This is a genomic window from Pseudomonas cremoricolorata DSM 17059 = NBRC 16634, assembly GCF_000425745.1.
Lineage (GTDB): Bacteria > Pseudomonadota > Gammaproteobacteria > Pseudomonadales > Pseudomonadaceae > Aquipseudomonas > Aquipseudomonas cremoricolorata.
The window spans coordinates 179,495-198,060 of record NZ_AUEA01000010.1 but is presented as its reverse complement, the minus strand read 5'-3'; the positions used below and the strand labels follow the sequence as shown (position 1 = coordinate 198,060).

Here is an 18,566-nt window from a genome sequence, read left to right as displayed (position 1 = left end):
CCGCAGCCTCATGAATCCCCGAGCTGATAGGTGCAGGAAAACGCAAAGCGCTTTTTCTTGAATCTTGCAGCTCGTAGCTTCTCCGAAGGAGCCTGTAATGAAAGTTTTGATCATTGGCAGCGGCGGTCGTGAGCACGCGCTGGCCTGGAAAGTCGCGCAGGACCCGCGGGTCGAGAAGGTCTTCGTCGCGCCGGGTAACGCCGGTACCGCCATCGAGGCCAAGTGCGAGAACGTCGCCATCGGCGTGACCGACATCGAGCAGCTTGCCGACTTCGCCCAAAGCAACGTGCAGATGACCATCGTCGGCCCGGAAGCGCCGCTGGTGGCGGGCGTGGTCGATCTGTTCCGTCGCCGCAATCTGGACTGCTTCGGCCCGACCCAGGCGGCCGCCCAACTGGAAGGTTCGAAAGCCTTCGCCAAGGATTTCCTGGCGCGGCACCAGATCCCCACCGCCGAATACCAGAACTTCACCGAGATCGAGCCGGCGCTGGCCTACCTGCGCGAGAAAGGCGCGCCGATCGTGATCAAGGCCGATGGCCTGGCTGCGGGCAAGGGCGTGATCGTCGCCATGACTCTGCAGGAAGCCGAAGACGCGGTGCGCGACATGCTCGCCGGCAACGCCTTCGGTGACGCCGGTTCGCGGGTGGTGATCGAGGAGTTCCTCGACGGCGAGGAAGCCAGCTTCATCGTCATGGTCGATGGTCACAACGTGCTGCCCATGGCCACCAGCCAGGACCACAAGCGCGTCGGCAACCAGGATACCGGCCCCAACACCGGCGGCATGGGCGCCTATTCGCCTGCGCCGGTGGTCACCGCCGAGGTGCACCAGCGGGTGATGGACCAGGTGATCTGGCCCACCGTGCGTGGCATGGCCGAGGAAGGCAATGTCTACACCGGCTTCCTCTATGCCGGGCTGATGATCGACAAGGCAGGCAACCCCAAGGTCATCGAATTCAACTGCCGCTTCGGCGACCCGGAAACCCAGCCGATCATGCTGCGTCTGGAGTCGAGCCTGGTGCTGTTGATGGAAGCGGCCTTCGCCAAGGCGCTGGACAAGGTCGAAGCGCAGTGGAATCCACAGCCGAGCCTGGGCGTGGTGCTGGCTGCCGGTGGTTACCCCGGTGACTACGGCAAAGGCCAGGTGATCGACGGTCTGGACGCCGCCGCCAAGCTCGATGGCAAAGTGTTCCACGCCGGCACCGCCTTGCAGGACGGTCAGGTGGTCGCCAACGGTGGTCGCGTGCTGTGCGCCACGGCGCTGGGCAAGTCGGTTGCCGATGCCCAGGCCAATGCCTATCGTCTGGCCGGGCTGGTGAGCTGGGCAGAAAGCTTCTACCGTACCGACATCGGTTACCGCGCCATCGCCCGCGAACGTGGCGAGCACCACGATTGAGCACCCTCGCAGCGCCGCGCAGCCTTGGCTGGCGCGACCTGCGGCGTGCCGACCGGGCCCTTGCGGCCCTTGTGTTGGTTCGCCGGCGCCACTATTGATGGCCGTCCGGCCTCTGAGCTAGGAAGGGATTTCGTCTTGCGTCGGCTTCGGATTGCCATTGCCCTGTTCGTCAGCCTGCTGACCCTGCTCTGCCTGTTGCCGGCCCAGGCCGACGACGGCGCAGGCTGGTCGGTGCTGCTCGACGAGCAGGCCAATCTGCAACTGAGCGATGTCCGCTCAGAGCGCTATCGCAACCAGTTCGCCCCCTTGCAACTCGACCAGCTCGATGCCGCGATGCCTGAACAGGCGCTATGGCTGCATTACCGGCTCGAACCCGGCGAGCAGGAACAGTTGGTGCGCATCTTCGCCCCCGATCTTTCCCGCCTCGACCTCTACGCCCTGGAGGACGGCAGGCTGCTGCGCCAGTTGCACCATGGCCTGCACAGTGAAGACAGCAGCCCCACCCTGCGCGGCAGCGACCATGTATTGCCACTGCCCAACAGCACACGCCCGGTAGACGTCTACCTGCGGCTGGTTTCGGAACATCAGTTGCGCCCCGCCATCAGCCTGGAACCGGCTGCGGTCGCTGCCGCCGAGCAGTTCCAGCCGCTGCTGTTCGGCGTGCTGTTCGGCGGCATGCTGATGCTCATCCTGGACAACCTGGTGCGCTTCGCCAATGCGCGTTCCAGCTCGGCGCTGACCCTGGCGCTGTACCACGGCCTGATGCTGCTCAGTGCCTTGATTCTGCTCAACCTCAGCGGGCCGTGGTGGAACATCTGGCACAGCGCGCAGACCCCGGCGGCCTACCTGACGCTGGTACTCGCCGGCATGGCCGGGCTGTATTTCACCCAACACTATTTCGCGCCCTGCGCCGAACCGCGCCTGGCGCGCCTGCTGCAGGTCGAGATCGTCGTGACCGGCCTGAGCGGCCTGGTGCTGCTGTTCATCGATACCTTGCCGCTGAACCTGACCACCTATGCCCTGCTCGCCGTCAGCAGCCTGAGCATGCTGGCCATCGGCATCTACCACTGGCATCGCGGCTACGCCCCGGCCCGCCTGTTCACCTGGGCGATGCTGGTGTTCTGCACCGGTGGCCTGGTGCTGCTGCCGGCGCTGCTGGGGCTGACTCGCACCCCCACGCCGTGGTTGCTGTTCATTCTGCTGGGGCTGACCCTGCTCAGCGGGCTGCTGCTCAACCTGGCGGTGGGCGGACGCCTGCGCGGCATCAGCGAAGAGCGTTTCCGCGCCAGCCGGGCGCTGGCGGCGAGCGATGCCGAGGTCAACGCCAAGGCCGAGTTCCTGGCCAAGATCAGCCATGAAATCCGCACCCCCATGAACGGCGTGCTGGGCATGACCGAGCTGCTGCTCGGCACCCCGCTGTCGGTCAAGCAACGCGATTACGTGCAGACCATCCACAGCGCCGGCAACGAACTGCTCACCCTGATCAACGAGATCCTCGACATCTCCAAGCTCGAGTCGCGGCAGATCGAGCTGGACGATGTGCAGTTCGACCTCAATGCCCTGCTCGAAGACTGCCTGAACATCTTCCGCGCCAAGGCCGAGCAGCAGAACATCGAGCTGATCAGCTTCACCCATCCGCAGGTGCCGCAGGTCATCAGTGGTGACCCGACGCGCCTGCGTCAGGCGCTGTCGAGCCTGCTGGACAACGCGCTGAAGAACACCGCCCAGGGCGAAATCCTGCTGATGACCGCGCTGGATTCGCGCAGCGAGGGTCCGCGTCTGCGCATCAGCGTGCAGGACAGTGGCGAGAGCATGCCGCTCACCGAGCGCGAAGCCTTGCTGCAGGCCGAGCTGCACAGCCGGCACTTCCTTTCCAGCAACAAGCTGGGCGGTCATCTCGGGCTGATCATCGCCAAGCAGCTGATTGGCCTGATGCAGGGCGAATTCGGCATCAAGGCCGGGGGCGCTCCGGGCAACACCTTGTGGCTGACCCTGCCGCTCGATCCGGCCCGCCTGGAGCAGCCGGCCACCGACCTCGACGGCTCGCTGCGCGAAGCGCGGGTGCTGGTGGTGGACGACAACGACACCTGCCGCAAGGTGCTGGTGCAGCAATGCACGGCCTGGGGCATGAACGTCAGCGCGGTGGCCTCGGGCAAGGAAGCCCTGGCGCTGCTGCGCACCAAGGCGCACTTGCGTGACTACTTCGACGTGGTGCTGCTCGACCAGAACATGCCGGGGATGACCGGCATACAGCTGGCGACCAAGATCAAGGAAGACCCAAGCCTGAACCACGACATTCTGGTGGTGATGCTTACCGGCATCAGCAATGCCCCGAGCAAGATCATCGCGCGCAATGCCGGAATCAAGCGCATCCTCGCCAAGCCGGTGGCCGGGTACACGCTCAAGACCACCCTCGCCGAGGAGCTGGCCCAGCGCGGTCGCGAGCACCCCGCAGCGCTGCCCCCCGGCACCACGCCGACGCCACTGGAGCTGCCCAGCGATTTCCGCATTCTGGTCGCCGAAGACAACAGCATCTCGACCAAGGTCATTCGCGGCATGCTCGGCAAACTCAACCTGGAGCCGGACACTGCCAGCAACGGCGATGAAGCGTTGCAGGCGATGAAGGCCCAACACTACGACCTGGTGCTGATGGACTGTGAAATGCCGGTGCTCGATGGCTTTTCCGCCACCGAGCAACTGCGCGAGTGGGAAGCGGCCACCCAGCGCACTCGCACGCCGGTGGTCGCACTCACCGCGCACATCCTCAGCGAGCACAAGGAGCGGGCGCGACAGGCGGGCATGGACGGGCACATGGCCAAGCCGGTCGAGCTGTCGCAATTGCGTGAGCTGATCCAGCATTGGGCGGCCAAGGGCGTACGGGCGTCCTGAACGAAGGCTCAACCACTCGGCAGCTCAGGTAGGCGCAAGCGGGCGATCTGCTTGCCTTGAATCTTCGCCAGGGCCCGTTCCACCTTTTCTCTGAATGTCTGGTCGAACAGGCGCACGTTGAAGCGCACCAGTTCTGCCCTGACCTCGCTCTGGCGTCGCTGGCGGAAGAGAAAGCCCGAGGTCAGATGCCGTGCCTCAGACGCTTCGTGACACAGCACCATGTCGACCCGATTGGCGCCGGCCGGCGCACACGGCAACAGACGGAAATGGCCCGCCTGTAGCGCGCGTTGCTCGAACTGCAACAACGTAGGGGGCTGCTCGCGCAACCCGACATAGGCCAGCTTCATCACCTCGACATGCCGTTCGCCGGCGATCTTGCCGATGGCATGCAACGCGTCATCGCGCAGCTCATCACGCCGCGAGTCCGGCCAATGCACCTGTTTCGGTGTCGTCGCATCCCAACCGTAGTAACGCAATTGGTTGCGATAGAACTCCAGCCAATCGATGCCGTGGCCCTGCTCCATGGCCGTGGCGGCGCTGTGTTCGGCCATCAGCAAGGCCAACATCACCGACTCTCGATGGGCAGAAGGCACCTGGGCCATGAAGGAAACCACGCTACCAGCGACTAGCGCAGCGCTTGAAGTAGTCATGCACGCCTCCGCCGCAGCACATCACCGGGCTGCGGGAATGGTTGATGGGAAGAACGGCTGCGAAGGGTTCAGGCCTTGGGCAGGGTGATGTTCAGCACACCCTTGACGGTGTGCTCGCCCAACTGCCCGAGAATATGCTCGCGTACCTGGCCGTACAGCCCGGCGTTGAGCACCAGCACCGCCGAGCCCTTGTAGTACTCGCTGCCTGCGAGCTTGACGTTGATGCCCAGCACGTCCAGATCGTTGCCGGGGGCTTTGGCATCGACGGCGCTGATGACCATGGTCAGCACGCCCTCGCTCTCGACACAGCCGACGATGCCGGTCAGGCCCTTGAGCGAATCATGCTTTTTCGCCAGGAATGCCTCGACGTCCTTGGTCATCACGCTGAGGCCGTCGAACGCTTGTGCCGCCAGTGCCCCCAGCGCATCTCCGATCGGCCCGCCCAGCACCGCCCGGCCCACCACACCGAACACCCGCAGCGCCACGTCACCGACGGTGATCGAGGTAGAGGACGCGGTTTCCTTTTCGTAACTGCGCTGCTGCACCGACCAACCGCATGTGCGCAGGATCTCCACCATGCGGTCGAACCACTGTTCGCGCTGCTGCTTGCGATCGAATTCAACGCTGGCGGCCAGGGCGGCGAACTGGAAGCTGTTCTGCGCATCCTGACGGTTCTGCGCGCTCATGCCGGCGCGGAAGGTACTGACCACGTTGTCGATCAGCGCCGCGGTGTCAGCAGCGGTCGGCGAGGTCGCAGAGGGTGGTGGTTTGACACCCGGCGCAGGTTTCACCGCCGGTGGAGGCGGTGTCTGGCCAGGCACAGCAGGCCGTGTTCCGGGCAGTGCCGTGCTGGGCGGGGTTGGTCTGACACCCGGTGCAGGGGGCGTCAAAGGTGGCGGTTTTACACCTGAAGCGGGCGTCAGCGGTGCAGGCGGTTTTGGCGGAAGGCTCACGATGTGTCTCCTGAAGTCAGTCCACCCGGCGCGGGTGGGCGCTGATTCTAGGAATCACGCTGCCAGGCTCGACAGCGTGAAGGGCTTCCTCGCTTCAGGGTCGCTGCGGGTACCAGCGCGGGGTGTAGACCCACTGGCCGCCATCGGCACGCGGGAAAACGCAGGTGGTCGATGAGCCCACCAGCACCATGGTGCGCATGTCGACCATGCTCGGTTGCAACTCGCCCAGGCTGACCACCTTGAGCGTGGCCCCCGGGCGACCGACATCGCGGCCAAGCACCACGGGCGTATCCGCCGCACGGTGTCGACGCAGCACCTCCAGCGCCTGACCCAACTGATATGGCCTGGATTTGGAGATCGGGTTGTAGAAGGCCAGCACCAAATCGGCCTGAGCTGCCAGATCCAGCCGGGTTTCGATGATCGACCAGGGCTTGAGGTTGTCCGACAGCGACATCACGCAAAAATCATGGCCCAGCGGTGCACCGGCCCAGGCAGCGGTGGCCAGCGAGGCGGAAACGCCGGGCAGAACCTCAAGCTCGACCCGCTGCCAGGTGGGGTCGGTGGATTCGTGCAGCGCCTCGAGCACCGCCGCGGCCATGGCGAACACCCCCGGATCACCCGACGACACCACCACCACCGAGCGCCCTGCGGCGGCCAGTTCGAAGGCATGCCGGGCACGCTGCATTTCTTCGCGGTTGTCGGTGCAGTGCAGTACCTGATCGTCACGGAACGGCCCGGCCATGCGCACGTAGGTTTCGTAGCCCAGCACATCCTCGGCGCGCGCCAGCTCGGCCTTGACCGCCGGCACCATCAGGTCTGCCGCGCCAGGGCCCAGGCCGATCACCGCCAGACGCCCGCGAGCGCGGCCGATGCACTCGGCGCGCAGCGGTGTCGGGGCAACCGCCACCGGCAAGGCACCGTCGAGCACGATGCGCGCCTCCGGCAGGCTCTGTTCGATCAGCTGTTCGAGGCGGGCCGCCGCTGGCGCAAAGCGCAGCGGTACGCCCAGCACCCTCGCCGCTTCATGCAAGGTGGCGTCAGCCATGTCGGTGTCACCGGCCAGCAGGCAACCCAGCGCCTGCTCGGCGCTGCCCGCCGCGTGCAGCGCCTGGCGCACCTGCGCAGGCAGGTCGACCAGGCCACTGCGCACGGCCACCAGCACGCAGCGGCTGTGGATCGACAGCGTGTCGCGGCTGGCCGGTCGCGCCTGCCAGCCGACGCTCAAAATGCGTTGCCCGTGTTCGCTGGTCGCAAGTCGTGCTTCGCTCAGCCACGGCGCGTCGCCCTCGACGCGCAAGGTCTGGCCGGCCAGCAGGTCGGAAACGAAGCGCTTGCCCTGCTCCACGTCATCGAGCACGTAGCCGCTGGGCGGGTTGAGCAGGCAGGTGCCGAAGCGCAGCTCGCCGCTGGTGGTAATCGCCGGCGCCACGTGCAAGTGCGCAGCGATCTCTCGTGCCATCTGGTTGACGCCACTGAGGCCCCCGAGCAGCGGCACCACCGCGCTGCCATCCTCGGCCAGCGCGAGCACTGGTGGCTCGTTGTCCTTCTCGCCGAGCACGCTGGCCAGGCTGCGAATGACGATGCCGGCGGCGCACAGGGCGATGATCGGCGTCTCGGCCTGGTACAGCGCGCGCAGGTGATCGGCGAAGCCGTCGTACAGCTGTTCGACGCCCTCGACGCGCCCGCGCAGGCCATGGATCTGCCCGGCCCCGTACAGCTGTTGCAGACGCCGGGCGGTGTCCAGGCTGCCAGCACCGAGAACGACGATGGCCGGTGCGCGATGGGTTACCCCTGCCATTTTTCCCCCGGCACGATGATCAACGAAAAATACGGCGAAGACTGCGGGTCGACGTCGGCCAGCGGCACGATCTTCTGGTTGCCCATGGTCGCCCGCTCGACATACAAGGCGCGCTGGTCCAGGCCCAACTCCACCAGCACCTGGCGCACCTTGGGCAGGTTGCGCCCAAGTTTCATCACCACGGCGGCATCGGCATCGGCCAGGCGACGCTTGAGCTCCTCGCCCGGCAACACCCCGGACAGCACCGACAGGCTCTGGTTGCGGTAGACCAACGGCGCGCCGAGCACCGAGGCGCCCCCGAGCATGGAACAGACCCCGGGAATCACCTGCGCCTCATAGCGCTGGGCCAGGCGGTCGTGCAGGTACATGTACGAGCCGTAGAAGAACGGGTCACCCTCGCAGATCACCGCCACATCGCGCCCGGCGTCGAGGTGTTCGGCCACCTGCACGCTGGCTTCGTCGTAGAAGTCGCTGATCACTTGCTCGTACGACAGCGGCGCCGGCAGCACTTCGGTGGTCACCGGGTACACCAGCGGCAGCAAGGTTTGCTGTGCGTGCAGATGCCCTTCGATGATGCCGAAGGCATTGCCACGCTTGCCCTTGGCGACGAAGTACGCCACCACCGGCGCTTCGCGCAGCAGGCGCAAGGCCTTGACGGTGATCAGTTCCGGGTCACCGGGGCCTACGCCCAGGCCGAGCAAACGTCCACGGGCCTGCATCATTCCACCTCCGTGGCCAGGGCGTTGACCGCAGCAGCCGCCATGGCGCTGCCGCCCAGGCGGCCCTGCATGATGACGAAGGGCACGCCACGGCTGTCGGCGGCCAGCATCGCCTTGGATTCGGCGGCGCCGACGAAACCGACCGGGAAACCAAGGATCAGCGCCGGTTTCGGCGCCCCGGCATCGAGCATTTCCAACAGGTAGAACAACGCTGTGGGGGCGTTGCCGATGACCACCACGGCCCCTTCCAGGTGCGGCCGCCACAGTTCCAAAGCCAGCGCCGACCGGGTGTTGCCCGCCGCTTTCGCCAGCCCCGGCACGCTGGGGTCGCGCAAGGTGCAGATGACCCGGTTGTCGGCTGGCAGGCGCGCGCGGGTGATGCCTTCGGCGACCATGTGCGCATCGCACAGGATCGGCGCACCGGCCTGCAACGCCTCGCGTCCGGCGCGTCCGGCACCCTCGGAGAACTGCAGGCCATCGACCGCCTCGACCATGCCGCAGGCGTGAATCACGCGCACGGCGAGCTTCTCCAGGTCGGCCGGGATGCGCTCCAGGCGCGCCTCTTCGCGGATGATGCGGAAGGAATTGCGATAGATCTCCTGACCATCGCGGATGTAGTCAATCATCAAGGTGCTCCGTCGGCAGGTCGAGCATGGCGCCTGCTTCTTTCAAGGTAAGGTCGCGCCCGCGCAAGGCACCGAAGCCCGGCACGCGCGGGTCGCGCAGATAGAGGTCATAGCGCCCCGGCGCACGCGCCAGCAAGGTCGCCGGCGCGGCATGGGCCAGGGCGCAGGAGCGCGTGCAGCCGGTCAGGTGCACGCTGGCCGGCGCCTGTGGGCCAAGCCAGTCGGCCAGTTGCAGGGCATCGGCCTTGGTCTCGGCCAGGCCTTTCGCGCAGCCGCTGCTGCCCGTGCAGGCCGTGAGCCGGGCCAGGGGCTGGGCGTGATCGCAGATGAACCCCAGCTCGCCCAACGCTGCCAGCGCGCGGTCTTGCGCAGCTGGCTCGACACTGGGTAGCAGCAGGCTCTGCCAGGGGCTCAGGCGCAGGCTGCCATCGCCCTGTTCGCGGGCCACACGCGCCGCGCCGCGCAGCATCGCCGGGGTCAGCCGACCCAGTGGCGGGGCGATGCCAAGGGCGCTGCCCTGGGCTTGTGCCAGCACCCCCAACCAGCGGCAGGCCTGGCGTGGACGTTGCCAGTCGAGCACCGCGCGGTCGCGCCGCAGCGGCAATTGCAGCCCATCGATGAACGCCTCGGGTGGGCAATCGAGCAGCACCTGGCGCATCCGCGATCGCTCGGCGCTGGCCAGGTCCAGGAAGCGTTCGAGCACCGCACGCACCAGGCTCAGGCCGTCGGCGTAAGGCACCGCCGCCAGGGGCCGGGCGTTACCCGGGCAACCTGCCAGGCCCACGGCCAGCCACAGCTGACCGTCCAGGCGCAAGGCCGACAGCCACACATCATGGGGGTGATCGAGCATCGCCAGGGCCTCGCCACCGTCGAGCAGCAGGGCGAACTTGGCCGACAGATGGTGAAAGGCCGGAGTGCCTTCGAGCAGTTCCAGCACCTGCGCGGCCAGTGGCCGGGTGTCGACCAGCGCCTGCGGGTCGTAGCCGGCCAGGGGGCTGAGCATCAGGTTGCGCACATCGTCACTTTCGGCCTGACGCGGGCCGAGGCCGGCGGCCAGCAGGGCTTCGACCAGGCCGGCGTGGTCGGCGCCGATGCCGCGAATCTGCAGATTGCTGCGGTTGGTCACTTCGATCACCCCACCGGCATAGCGCTCGGCAGCCTCAGCCACCGCGTCGGCCTGCGCCGCCGAGAGCAGCCCTGCGGGCAGTTTGATGCGGCAGATGCCGCCATCGCGGGCCGCAACGATGCGCCACAACCCCGGGCAGGCCGAGGGGCGAGGAATGACATCGAGGGGCGGGGCCTGCTTCAAAGGGGGCATTCCGGTAATCGTCAAGGAGCGCTTCGGCGTGGAAGGCGCGGTATTATGCCTGCTTTGTCCGGCGGCATGAAAAGCCGGTGGTCGAAGGCCGGCGCGACCCGCACTGGCCGGTATGCATTCGAGGAACACATGACACCCTGGCTGACGGTAGTGGGCATCGGCGAAGACGGCTTCAGCGGCCTGGGCAAACAGGCCCGGCGTGCGCTGCTGGCGGCCGGGCAGATTTTTGGCAGCCCGCGGCAACTGGCGCTGCTGCCACGCTGCGTCAGCGCGGCGCAGGTCAACTGGCCGAGTCCGTTCAGTCTGGCGCCGGTATTGGCGCTGCGTGGCCAGCCGGTGTGCGTGCTGGCCAGTGGTGATCCGATGTTCTATGGCGTCGGCGCCAGCCTGGCGCGGCAGCTGCCGGCAGACGAGCTGCGCGTGCTGTCGATGCCCTCCTCCTGCGCCCTGGCCGCAGCGCGCCTGGGCTGGCCGCTGCAAGAGGTGAGCGTGCTGTCGCTGGTGGCCCGCCCCCTGACGGCGCTGAACGCCGAGCTGTACAGCGGCGTGCGCCTGCTGCTGCTGAGCAACGATGGCGACACCCCCGCAGCCGTCGCCGCGCTGCTGTGCGAGCGCGGCTTCGGACCCAGCCGAATGCAGGTCTTCGAGCACCTGGGCGGCAGTGATGAACGCAGCTTGCACGGTTGCGCCGAGGATTGGCCGCACGCCCGTGTCGCGGCGCTCAACCTGATCGCCGTCGACTGCCTGGCCGGGCCCGCTGCCACGCCGCTGTCGCCCTTGGCAGGGCTCAGCGACAACGCCTTCCGCCACGATGGCCAACTGACCAAACGCGATGTCCGCGCCATCACCCTGGCGCGCCTGGCGCCGCAGCCCGGCGCGCTGCTGTGGGATGTCGGCGCCGGCTGCGGCTCGATCGGCATCGAGTGGATGCGCGCCCACCGCAGCTGTCGAGCGCTGGCCATCGAGGCCGATGCTGGCCGCCAGGCATTCATCGAATTCAACCGTGATGCCCTCGGCGTGCCCGGCCTGCAGTTGATCCGCGGCAGCGCACCCGAGGCCCTGCAGGGTCTGGAGCGCCCCGACGCGGTGTTCATTGGCGGCGGCGTCACCCGCGACGGGGTACTGGACACCTGCTGGGCGGCACTGCGACCCGGCGGGCGGCTCGTAGCCAACGCCGTGACCCTGCAAAGCGAGCTTGCCCTGGCGCACTTTCGCCAGCAGCACGGCGGCGAGCTGACCCGCATCCACATTGCCCAGGCGCAGCCGCTGGGCAGCTTCGACACCTGGCGCCAGGCCCTGCCAATCACCCTGCTGGAGGCGCTCAAGCCCCTCGATGCGTGAAGAAACCCGCGAACAGCCCGCGCCGCTGCGCAGTGGCTTGACCACCGGCAGCTGCGCCACCGCCACCAGCCTGGCCGCCGCGCGCCTGCTGCTGACCGGGCACAGCGCCGATGCCGTGCACATCACCCTGCCCAAGGGCAAGGTCGTGCAGATGCGCCTGGAGTTCTGCCGCACCTGCGCGCAGGGCGCCGAAGCGGGCACGCTCAAGGATGCCGGCGATGACCCGGACGTGACCCACGGCGCCCTGCTCTATAGCCAGGTGCGCCTGCTCGACACCCCCGGTATCCGCTTCGTCGCAGGCACCGGCGTCGGCACCGTCACCCGCCCCGGCCTGGTGCTGGCGGTGGGCGAGCCGGCAATCAACCCGGTGCCGCGGCGGATGATCAGCGAGCACCTGCAACAGCTGGCCGGTGAGCACGGCTTCGAAGGCGGTTTCGAGGTCACGGTGAACGTGCGCGACGGCGCGCAACTGGCCCTCAAGACCATGAACCCACGCCTGGGCATCCTTGGCGGGCTGTCGATTCTCGGCACCAGCGGCATCGTCCGACCGTTTTCCTGCGCCGCCTATATCGCATCCATCCAGCAAGGCCTCGACGTCGCCCAGAGCAACGGCTACACGCACATCGCCGCCTGCACAGGCAACGCCAGCGAAGACTGCATGCGCCGGGTGTATGCAATGCCGGACATCGCCCTGATCGAAATGGGCGACTTCGTCGGCGCCGTGCTCAAGCACCTGCGCCGCGTGCCCATGGCGCGCCTGAGCCTGTGTGGCGGCTTCGGCAAGATCAGCAAGCTGGCCGCCGGGCACATGGATCTGCACAGCCGCCATTCCAGTATCGACCTGCCGCAACTGGCCGCCTGGTCCGCCGACCTCGGCGCCGACGCTGCGCTGCAACAGGCGATCATCGCCGCCAACACCAGCCAGCAGGCGCTGGCCCTGGCACATGCCGAGGGCGTGCGCCTGGGTGATGCCGTGTGCGCCCACGCCCGGGCCTTCGCCCGCAGCGTGGTGCCGGCGCAGGTGCAGGTGGAGGTGTTCGCCATCGACCGCCAAGGTGGCATCGTCGGCACGGCGGGGGTGGCATGAGTCGGCGCATCCTGCTGCTGGGCGGCGTCACCGAAGCCCTGGCGATCGCGCGCAGGCTTGGCCCCGAACACATCTACAGCCTGGCCGGCGTCGGCCGGGTGCCGACCGACCTGGCCTGCCAGGTGCGGGTCGGCGGCTACGGCGGCGCCGACGGCCTGGCGCAGTACTTACGTGAAGCCGGCATCGACCTGCTGATCGACGCCACCCATCCGTATGCTGCGCAAATCAGCCACAACGCGGCACTCGCTGCGCGCGCCGCCGGCGTTGCCTGCTGGGCGCTGCGGCGACCGGCCTGGCAAGCGCAGTGCGGTGACGACTGGCGCGAGGTCGACGACTGGCCTGCACTGGTCGGCGCATTGCGCAGCTTTCGCCGGCCACTGTTCACCCTGGGCCGCGAGCCGTTACAGCATCTGGCAGAGATCCCGCCCGAGCAGTTCTGGACCCTGCGCGCGCTCGACGCTTGCCCTGGCAATGAGCGCTGCGAGGTGATTGGCGCCCGTGGCCCGTTCACTCTCGAAGGCGAGCGCGCGCTGTTCCAGCGCCGCGCAATCGACGTGCTGGTGAGCAAGAACAGCGGCAGCGTTGCCACCGAGCCGAAATTGCAGGTGGCGCGTGAACGGGGTATCCCGGTGCTGGTGCTCAAGCGCCCGGCATTGCCAGCGGTGGACCGCGAGTTCGTCCAGGTCGATCAGCTACTGGCGGCATTGGCGCTGTGATCGCGGCTCGGTCTTACAGCCACTGAGGATCTTTCCTGCACGTGTTGCAGAGCTCAGGTCATGGTCGGCGGCCACTGATCTGCCGTAAGCTGCGCGTTCTCTTTTCGGAAGACCTTCCATATGGACATGCAATGGTGGACCTGGCTGGTATTCGGTGTCGCGCTGATCCTGCTCGAACTGATCCTGCCGACCTTCTTCATCATCTGGTTCGGCATCGGCGCCGTGCTGGTCGCTCTCATCGCCCTCGTCGCCCCCAGCCTCAACCTGGCCACCCAGGTGCTGCTCTGGGTGCTGTTCTCATCGGTCACCACCCTGCTCTGGTTCAAGCTGTTTCGGCGCAAGAAGGCCGATACGCGCTGGACCGCCGACAGTGTCATTGGTGAGGTGGGGCTGCTCACCGCAAGCGTGTCCGAATTCCAGAAAGGCCGCGTGCGCTTCCAGAAGCCGGTTCTGGGCAACGAAGAATGGGTCTGTGTCGCCGACACCGACATCGCTGCGGGCGAGCGCGTGCGCCTGACCGCCATAGAAGGCAACACCGCCCGCATCACCCGGGCCTGAATCCGCAACCAAAGGACGCTGCATCATGACCAGCCTGATCGTCGCCATCACCCTTGCCCTGTTCGTTCTGATCACCGTGTTCAAGGGGGTGCGCATCGTGCCCCAGGGCGAGGAGTGGATCGTCGAGCGCCTGGGTCGCTACCACAGCACCCTCAAGCCCGGCCTGAACATCCTCATCCCCTACATGGACGTGGTCGCCTATCGCCTGCCGACCAAGGACATCATCCTCGACGTGCAGCAGCAGGAAATCATCACCCGCGACAACGCCGTCATCGTCGCCAACGCGCTGTGCTTCGCCAAGGTCGTCGACCCGCAGAAAGCCTCCTACGGCGTGCAGAACTTCTCCTTCGCCGTCACCAGCCTGACCATGACCTCGCTGCGCGCCATCATCGGTGCCATGGACCTCGACGAAGCCCTGTCCAGCCGCGAGCAGATCAAGGCGCGCCTGCGCGAAGCGATGTCCGAGCAGACCGAAGACTGGGGCGTCACCGTGCGCTCGGTCGAGATCCAGGACATAAAGCCGTCGCCGAGCATGCAGGTCGCCATGGAGCGTCAGGCCGCCGCCGAACGTGAGCGTAAGGCCGAAGTGACCCGCGCAGAAGGTGCCAAGCAGGCGGCGATTCTCGAAGCCGAAGCACGCATGCAGTCGGCGCGTCTGGATGCCGAGGCGCAGATCAACCTGGCCGAAGCCTCGGCCCGTTCGATCACCCTGGTGCGCGAGGCGATCGGCAGCGAAACCACGCCGGCCATGTACCTGCTGGGCGAGCGCTACATCGGCGCCATGGAAACCCTGGCCGCCAGCGACAACGCCAAGATCGTGGTGCTGCCTGCCGACCTGCAGGAAACCGTACGCGGCCTGCTCGGTCGCAAAGCCTGACCCTGGGTCGCAGTCCAAGGGGGTGTGCCGCGCGACTGCGGCACATCACCGCACGGTGATATTTTTCCCTATACTGCGCCGTACAATGCGCACCTGATTCCTGACCGGATCTCTCCATGCCCCCACGTCGCCACATCGCCTGGATCGCCTGCCTGGCAGTGCTGTTCAACTTGTTGGCCATGCCGCTCTCTGCCGCCGCGTCGAAAGGCCCGGCCGAGCAGCTGCTGTGGGGCGCGTTCTGTACCAGCGGTGGCAAGGCACTGGCGCACGTGCAAGGGCTGGCCAAGATCGATCTTGGCCAGTCGCAGGACGACCACTCGAACATGCAGCACTGCTGGTGCTGCTCGGGCGCCGCGCCGCTGCTGGCCCTCGGCGGCCAGGCGCCGCAATTGCGCACACCGCCACAACGGGTCATCGGTGCGCTCGACGAGCACCCCACCTACCGACCCACGCCGCGCCAGCAATGGCCTGGCATCAATCCTCGCGCCTCTCCCCTCGCTTGAGTCATCCAGCGCTGCCCGCCTGAACCTCAATCGATCGGAGCTTCATCATGCTCAAGCAAGCCCTCGTCGTGGCCGCCCTGCTGCTGCCCGGCGCATTCGCCAGTGCCCATGAATACAGTGTCGGTGACCTGCACATCGCCCACCCCTGGTCGCTGGCCCTGCCGCCCAACGCGCCGAACGTCGCGGCCTATTTCGTCGTGCACAACAACGGCCAGGAAGATGACCGTCTGCTCTCGGTCGACACCCCGCTGAGCGCCGATGCGCAGCTGCACGAGCATGTGCAGGGCGCAGGCGGTGCGATGAAGATGCAACAGGTCGACAGCATCGAGGTGCCCGCCGGCAAAGACCTCACCTTCGCCCCCAGCGCCTATCACGTGATGATTTTGCAACCGCAGGACCGCAGCCTGCTGGTCGCCGGCCAGCGTTTCCCGCTGACGCTGCATTTCCAGCGTGCGGGCGATGTCACCGTACAGGTCGCCGTGCAGCAGCAGGCGCCCGCTGAACAGCAGGATCACAGCCACGCCCACTGATCGCTGACACCCCCGCTCCATGAGCCTCTCGCGCCACAGGCACGTCCGCACCACCCGCCCTGCTCGCAGGCGCGTCGGTGGCGGCTGGCTGAGCCTGTTCGCCATGTGGATGATCTTCATCGGCCCACTGGTTTCCCAGTCGATGCCGATGAACCATCACGCCGGCATGGACATGGCGATGCCCATGGACATGCCCATGGCCAGCGAGCACGGCCACGGCCAGCACGCCCCGGCGAACGATGGTCAGTTGCATGTGCTGTGGGAGAAATGCGGCTACTGCAGCCTGCTGTTCAACTGCCCGGCGCTGCCACAGAACCTCAGCCCGCTCACCCTCGGCCACCAGCCACCGGCCATCGCTGCGGCCCTGGCCGTGCAGTCCGGCCACGCCGCCCAGGCGGTATTCCCCGGCGCCCGCAGCCGCGCCCCGCCCCAGTCGCTGATCGTCTGATCTCGCCATTGCCCGGAGCCTCGCGCTTCGCGCTCACCCCTGACTGATCGACTGGAATACTTATGTCCGGCTGTACCTTTGCACCTGCACTTTCCCTGCGCGGCAGCATCGCCCTGCTCTGTGGCTCGCTGATCGCCCCCGTGGCCCTGGCGGCCGACCTCAGCCACAGCCCGCACGCGGCCGAGCAGCCCGAGCTGAGCCCCACGGTAATCACCGCCGTGGCGCCCAGCTCGCCGCTGACCGTCACCACCAACCCCAAGGACCCTCGCCAGCCGGTGCCGGCCAGCGATGGCGCCGATTACCTGAAAACCATCCCCGGCTTCTCGGCTATTCGCAGCGGTGGCACCAACGGTGATCCGGTGCTGCGCGGCATGTTCGGCTCACGGCTGAACATCCTCACCAACGGCGGCGTGATGCTCGGCGCCTGCCCGAACCGGATGGACGCGCCAACCTCGTATATCTCTCCGGAAACCTACGACCGCCTGACGGTGATCAAAGGCCCGCAAAGCGTGGTCTGGGGCCCGGGCGGCTCGGCTGGCACGGTGCTCTTCGAGCGCGAGCCGGAGCAGTTCGGCGAGCTTGGCAGCCGGGTCAACGCCAGCCTGCTGGCCGGCTCCAATGGGCGCTTCGACAAAGTGCTGGACGCCGCCGCCGGCAACCGTGACGGCTATGCCCGCTTTGTCGGCAACCAGTCGCGCGCCGGCGACTACGACGATGGCCACGGCGACCGCGTGCCGTCGCGCTGGGATAAATGGAACGGCGATGTCGCCCTGGGCTGGACGCCCGACAGCGACACCCTGCTGGAACTGACCGCCGGCAAGGGCGACGGCGAAGCCCGCTATGCCGGACGCGGCATGGACGGTTCGCAGTTCAAGCGCGAAAGCCTCGGCCTGCGTTTCGAGAAATCCAACCTCGGCGAGGTGCTCGACAAGGTCGAGGCGCAGGTCTACTACAACTACGCCGACCACGTAATGGACAACTACAGCCTGCGCCGGCCCTCCGGCAGCGGCATGATGGGCATGCCGATGGTCAGCAACGTCGACCGACGCACCCTGGGCGCACGGGTCAAGGCCACCTGGCGCTGGGCCGATGTGCAGCTGATCAGCGGCCTGGATGCGCAGACCAACGAACACCGCAAGCGCGGCGGCATGGGGGTCGATGCGCACCGTGGCAAGGCCTGGACCAAGGACGCCGACTTCCACAACTACGGCGTGTTCAGCGAACTGACCTGGTACGCCACCGGCGAAGATCGACTGATCAGCGGTGCGCGTCTGGACCGCGCCTCGGCCCGCGATTTCCGCCAGAACATCGCCACCAGCGGCGACACCCGCGCCGACACGCTGCCCAGCGGTTTCGTGCGCTACGAGCACGACCTCTCAGCCCTGAACGCCACCAGCTACATCGGCCTCGGGCATGCCCAGCGCTTCCCCGATTACTGGGAGCTGTTCTCGCTCAAGCAGGGGCCAGCCGGTTCGGCCAATGCCTTCGACGGCATCAAGCCTGAGAAAACCACCCAGCTCGATGTCGGCATCCAGTACCGCGACGAGCGCCTGCAAGCCTGGGCCTCGGGCTATGTCGGCCAGGTCCGCGACTTCATTCTGTTCGACTACCGCAGCGGCATGATGGGGCCAACCAGCCAAGCGCAGAACATCGACGCGCGCATCATGGGCGGTGAGCTGGGTGCAGCCTACACGCTCAGCGAGCGCTGGAAGGCCGATGCCACCTTGGCCTACGCCTGGGGCAAGAACAGCAGCGACGGCAAGGCTCTACCGCAGATGCCGCCGCTGGAAAGCCGCCTGGGCCTGACCTACAGCCGCGACGCCTGGAGCGTCGGCAGCCTCTGGCGGCTGGCGGCGGCGCAGAACCGGGTGGCGGTCAACCAAGGCAACGTGGTGGGCAAGGACTACGAGAAAAGCGCAGGTTTCGGCGTGTTCTCGCTCAACGGCGCTTACAAGGTCAACGCCAACCTCAAGCTCAGTGCCGGTGTCGATAACCTGTTCGACAAAGCCTATGCCGAGCACCTGAACCTGGCCGGCAACGCAGGCTTCGGCTATCCGGCGCAGGACCCGCAGGCGGTCAATGAGCCTGGCCGCACCCTGTGGACCAAAGTCGATTTCACCTTCTGACAACAACGACGGGCGCAGCACGAGCTGCGCCCCC

The 18,566-nt window shown here is 67.1% G+C and carries 17 protein-coding genes; 11 read left to right on the top strand and 6 right to left on the bottom strand.

Annotation, left to right across the window (positions count from 1 at the left end; translation table 11 throughout):
- Nucleotides 1-97 precede the first annotated feature (97 nt).
- A complete protein-coding gene (purD, locus tag H618_RS0113500; RefSeq protein ID WP_028695564.1) occupies nucleotides 98-1,393 on the top strand; it encodes a phosphoribosylamine--glycine ligase in 1,296 nt (431 codons plus the stop codon).
- Nucleotides 1,394-1,528: 135 nt separating this feature from the next.
- Nucleotides 1,529-4,282, top strand: coding sequence for a hybrid sensor histidine kinase/response regulator (locus H618_RS0113495; protein WP_028695563.1), 2,754 nt, complete (start codon nucleotides 1,529-1,531; stop codon nucleotides 4,280-4,282).
- Between the two features lie 8 nt (nucleotides 4,283-4,290).
- On the opposite strand, the gene H618_RS0113490 is transcribed toward H618_RS0113495, so the two are convergent.
- The 6 genes from H618_RS0113490 to cobG all read right to left on the bottom strand — a co-directional run bounded on the left by H618_RS0113490 (nucleotide 4,291) and on the right by cobG (nucleotide 10,346).
- A complete protein-coding gene (locus tag H618_RS0113490; RefSeq protein ID WP_028695562.1) occupies nucleotides 4,291-4,932 on the bottom strand; it encodes a hypothetical protein in 642 nt (213 codons plus the stop codon).
- A gap of 68 nt (nucleotides 4,933-5,000) precedes the next feature.
- Nucleotides 5,001-5,753: a hypothetical protein gene (locus H618_RS0113485; RefSeq protein ID WP_154660661.1), complete on the bottom strand. Its 753-nt coding sequence runs from the start codon at nucleotides 5,751-5,753 to the stop codon at nucleotides 5,001-5,003.
- Nucleotides 5,754-5,979: 226 nt separating this feature from the next.
- Entirely contained in the window at nucleotides 5,980-7,683 is a 1,704-nt protein-coding gene (cobJ, locus tag H618_RS0113480) for a precorrin-3B C(17)-methyltransferase (RefSeq protein WP_028695560.1), read from the bottom strand.
- Nucleotides 7,671-8,402, bottom strand: coding sequence for a precorrin-2 C(20)-methyltransferase (locus H618_RS0113475; RefSeq protein ID WP_028695559.1), 732 nt, complete (start codon nucleotides 8,400-8,402; stop codon nucleotides 7,671-7,673). Before H618_RS0113475 ends, cobJ begins: the two co-directional genes overlap by 13 nt.
- Nucleotides 8,402-9,028 carry a precorrin-8X methylmutase gene (locus tag H618_RS0113470; protein ID WP_028695558.1) on the bottom strand — a complete coding sequence of 209 codons (627 nt, stop codon included), beginning with the start codon at nucleotides 9,026-9,028 and terminating at the stop codon, nucleotides 8,402-8,404. The genes H618_RS0113475 and H618_RS0113470 overlap by 1 nt, the downstream gene beginning before the upstream one ends.
- The gene (cobG, locus tag H618_RS0113465) at nucleotides 9,021-10,346 is read right to left on the bottom strand and encodes a precorrin-3B synthase (protein WP_028695557.1); all 1,326 of its coding nucleotides are present in this window, start codon (nucleotides 10,344-10,346) and stop codon (nucleotides 9,021-9,023) included. The genes H618_RS0113470 and cobG overlap by 8 nt, the downstream gene beginning before the upstream one ends.
- 129 nt (nucleotides 10,347-10,475) lie before the next feature.
- On the opposite strand from cobG, the gene H618_RS0113460 reads away from it, so the two are divergent.
- The 9 genes from H618_RS0113460 to H618_RS0113420 all read left to right on the top strand — a co-directional run bounded on the left by H618_RS0113460 (nucleotide 10,476) and on the right by H618_RS0113420 (nucleotide 18,532).
- A complete protein-coding gene (locus H618_RS0113460) occupies nucleotides 10,476-11,687 on the top strand; it encodes a bifunctional cobalt-precorrin-7 (C(5))-methyltransferase/cobalt-precorrin-6B (C(15))-methyltransferase (RefSeq protein WP_028695556.1) in 1,212 nt (403 codons plus the stop codon).
- The gene (locus tag H618_RS0113455) at nucleotides 11,680-12,774 is read left to right on the top strand and encodes a cobalt-precorrin-5B (C(1))-methyltransferase (RefSeq protein WP_028695555.1); all 1,095 of its coding nucleotides are present in this window, start codon (nucleotides 11,680-11,682) and stop codon (nucleotides 12,772-12,774) included. Before H618_RS0113460 ends, H618_RS0113455 begins: the two co-directional genes overlap by 8 nt.
- Nucleotides 12,771-13,490 carry a cobalt-precorrin-6A reductase gene (locus tag H618_RS0113450; protein ID WP_028695554.1) on the top strand — a complete coding sequence of 240 codons (720 nt, stop codon included), beginning with the start codon at nucleotides 12,771-12,773 and terminating at the stop codon, nucleotides 13,488-13,490. Before H618_RS0113455 ends, H618_RS0113450 begins: the two co-directional genes overlap by 4 nt.
- A 120-nt stretch (nucleotides 13,491-13,610) precedes the next feature.
- On the top strand, nucleotides 13,611-14,048 hold the full coding sequence (locus tag H618_RS0113445) for an NfeD family protein (RefSeq protein WP_028695553.1): 438 nt from the start codon (nucleotides 13,611-13,613) through the stop codon (nucleotides 14,046-14,048).
- Nucleotides 14,049-14,073: 25 nt separating this feature from the next.
- Nucleotides 14,074-14,925: an SPFH domain-containing protein gene (locus tag H618_RS0113440; protein WP_028695552.1), complete on the top strand. Its 852-nt coding sequence runs from the start codon at nucleotides 14,074-14,076 to the stop codon at nucleotides 14,923-14,925.
- Between the two features lie 116 nt (nucleotides 14,926-15,041).
- Nucleotides 15,042-15,428, top strand: a complete 387-nt coding sequence (locus tag H618_RS0113435; RefSeq protein WP_028695551.1) for a DUF2946 domain-containing protein — start codon at nucleotides 15,042-15,044, stop codon at nucleotides 15,426-15,428.
- A gap of 47 nt (nucleotides 15,429-15,475) precedes the next feature.
- Nucleotides 15,476-15,958 (top strand): copper chaperone PCu(A)C, encoded by a 483-nt coding sequence (locus H618_RS0113430; RefSeq protein ID WP_028695550.1) that lies wholly within the window; start codon nucleotides 15,476-15,478, stop codon nucleotides 15,956-15,958.
- 19 nt (nucleotides 15,959-15,977) lie between these two features.
- The gene (locus H618_RS0113425) at nucleotides 15,978-16,406 is read left to right on the top strand and encodes a DUF2946 domain-containing protein (protein WP_028695549.1); all 429 of its coding nucleotides are present in this window, start codon (nucleotides 15,978-15,980) and stop codon (nucleotides 16,404-16,406) included.
- 62 nt (nucleotides 16,407-16,468) lie between these two features.
- Entirely contained in the window at nucleotides 16,469-18,532 is a 2,064-nt protein-coding gene (locus tag H618_RS0113420) for a TonB-dependent copper receptor (protein ID WP_028695548.1), read from the top strand.
- Nucleotides 18,533-18,566: the final 34 nt, after the last annotated feature.

Coding starts and splice junctions, on each gene's coding strand:
- H618_RS0113470 (WP_028695558.1), bottom strand. CDS start 9,028: ATGATTGACTACATCCGCGATGGTCAGGAGATCTATCGCAATTCCTTC.
- H618_RS0113420 (WP_028695548.1), top strand. CDS start 16,469: ATGTCCGGCTGTACCTTTGCACCTGCACTTTCCCTGCGCGGCAGCATC.
- H618_RS0113490 (WP_028695562.1), bottom strand. CDS start 4,932: ATGACTACTTCAAGCGCTGCGCTAGTCGCTGGTAGCGTGGTTTCCTTC.
- H618_RS0113460 (WP_028695556.1), top strand. CDS start 10,476: ATGACACCCTGGCTGACGGTAGTGGGCATCGGCGAAGACGGCTTCAGC.
- H618_RS0113455 (WP_028695555.1), top strand. CDS start 11,680: ATGCGTGAAGAAACCCGCGAACAGCCCGCGCCGCTGCGCAGTGGCTTG.
- H618_RS0113430 (WP_028695550.1), top strand. CDS start 15,476: ATGCTCAAGCAAGCCCTCGTCGTGGCCGCCCTGCTGCTGCCCGGCGCA.
- H618_RS0113435 (WP_028695551.1), top strand. CDS start 15,042: ATGCCCCCACGTCGCCACATCGCCTGGATCGCCTGCCTGGCAGTGCTG.
- H618_RS0113425 (WP_028695549.1), top strand. CDS start 15,978: ATGAGCCTCTCGCGCCACAGGCACGTCCGCACCACCCGCCCTGCTCGC.
- H618_RS0113445 (WP_028695553.1), top strand. CDS start 13,611: ATGGACATGCAATGGTGGACCTGGCTGGTATTCGGTGTCGCGCTGATC.
- H618_RS0113450 (WP_028695554.1), top strand. CDS start 12,771: ATGAGTCGGCGCATCCTGCTGCTGGGCGGCGTCACCGAAGCCCTGGCG.
- purD (WP_028695564.1), top strand. CDS start 98: ATGAAAGTTTTGATCATTGGCAGCGGCGGTCGTGAGCACGCGCTGGCC.
- H618_RS0113475 (WP_028695559.1), bottom strand. CDS start 8,402: ATGCAGGCCCGTGGACGTTTGCTCGGCCTGGGCGTAGGCCCCGGTGAC.
- cobJ (WP_028695560.1), bottom strand. CDS start 7,683: ATGGCAGGGGTAACCCATCGCGCACCGGCCATCGTCGTTCTCGGTGCT.
- H618_RS0113440 (WP_028695552.1), top strand. CDS start 14,074: ATGACCAGCCTGATCGTCGCCATCACCCTTGCCCTGTTCGTTCTGATC.
- cobG (WP_028695557.1), bottom strand. CDS start 10,346: ATGCCCCCTTTGAAGCAGGCCCCGCCCCTCGATGTCATTCCTCGCCCC.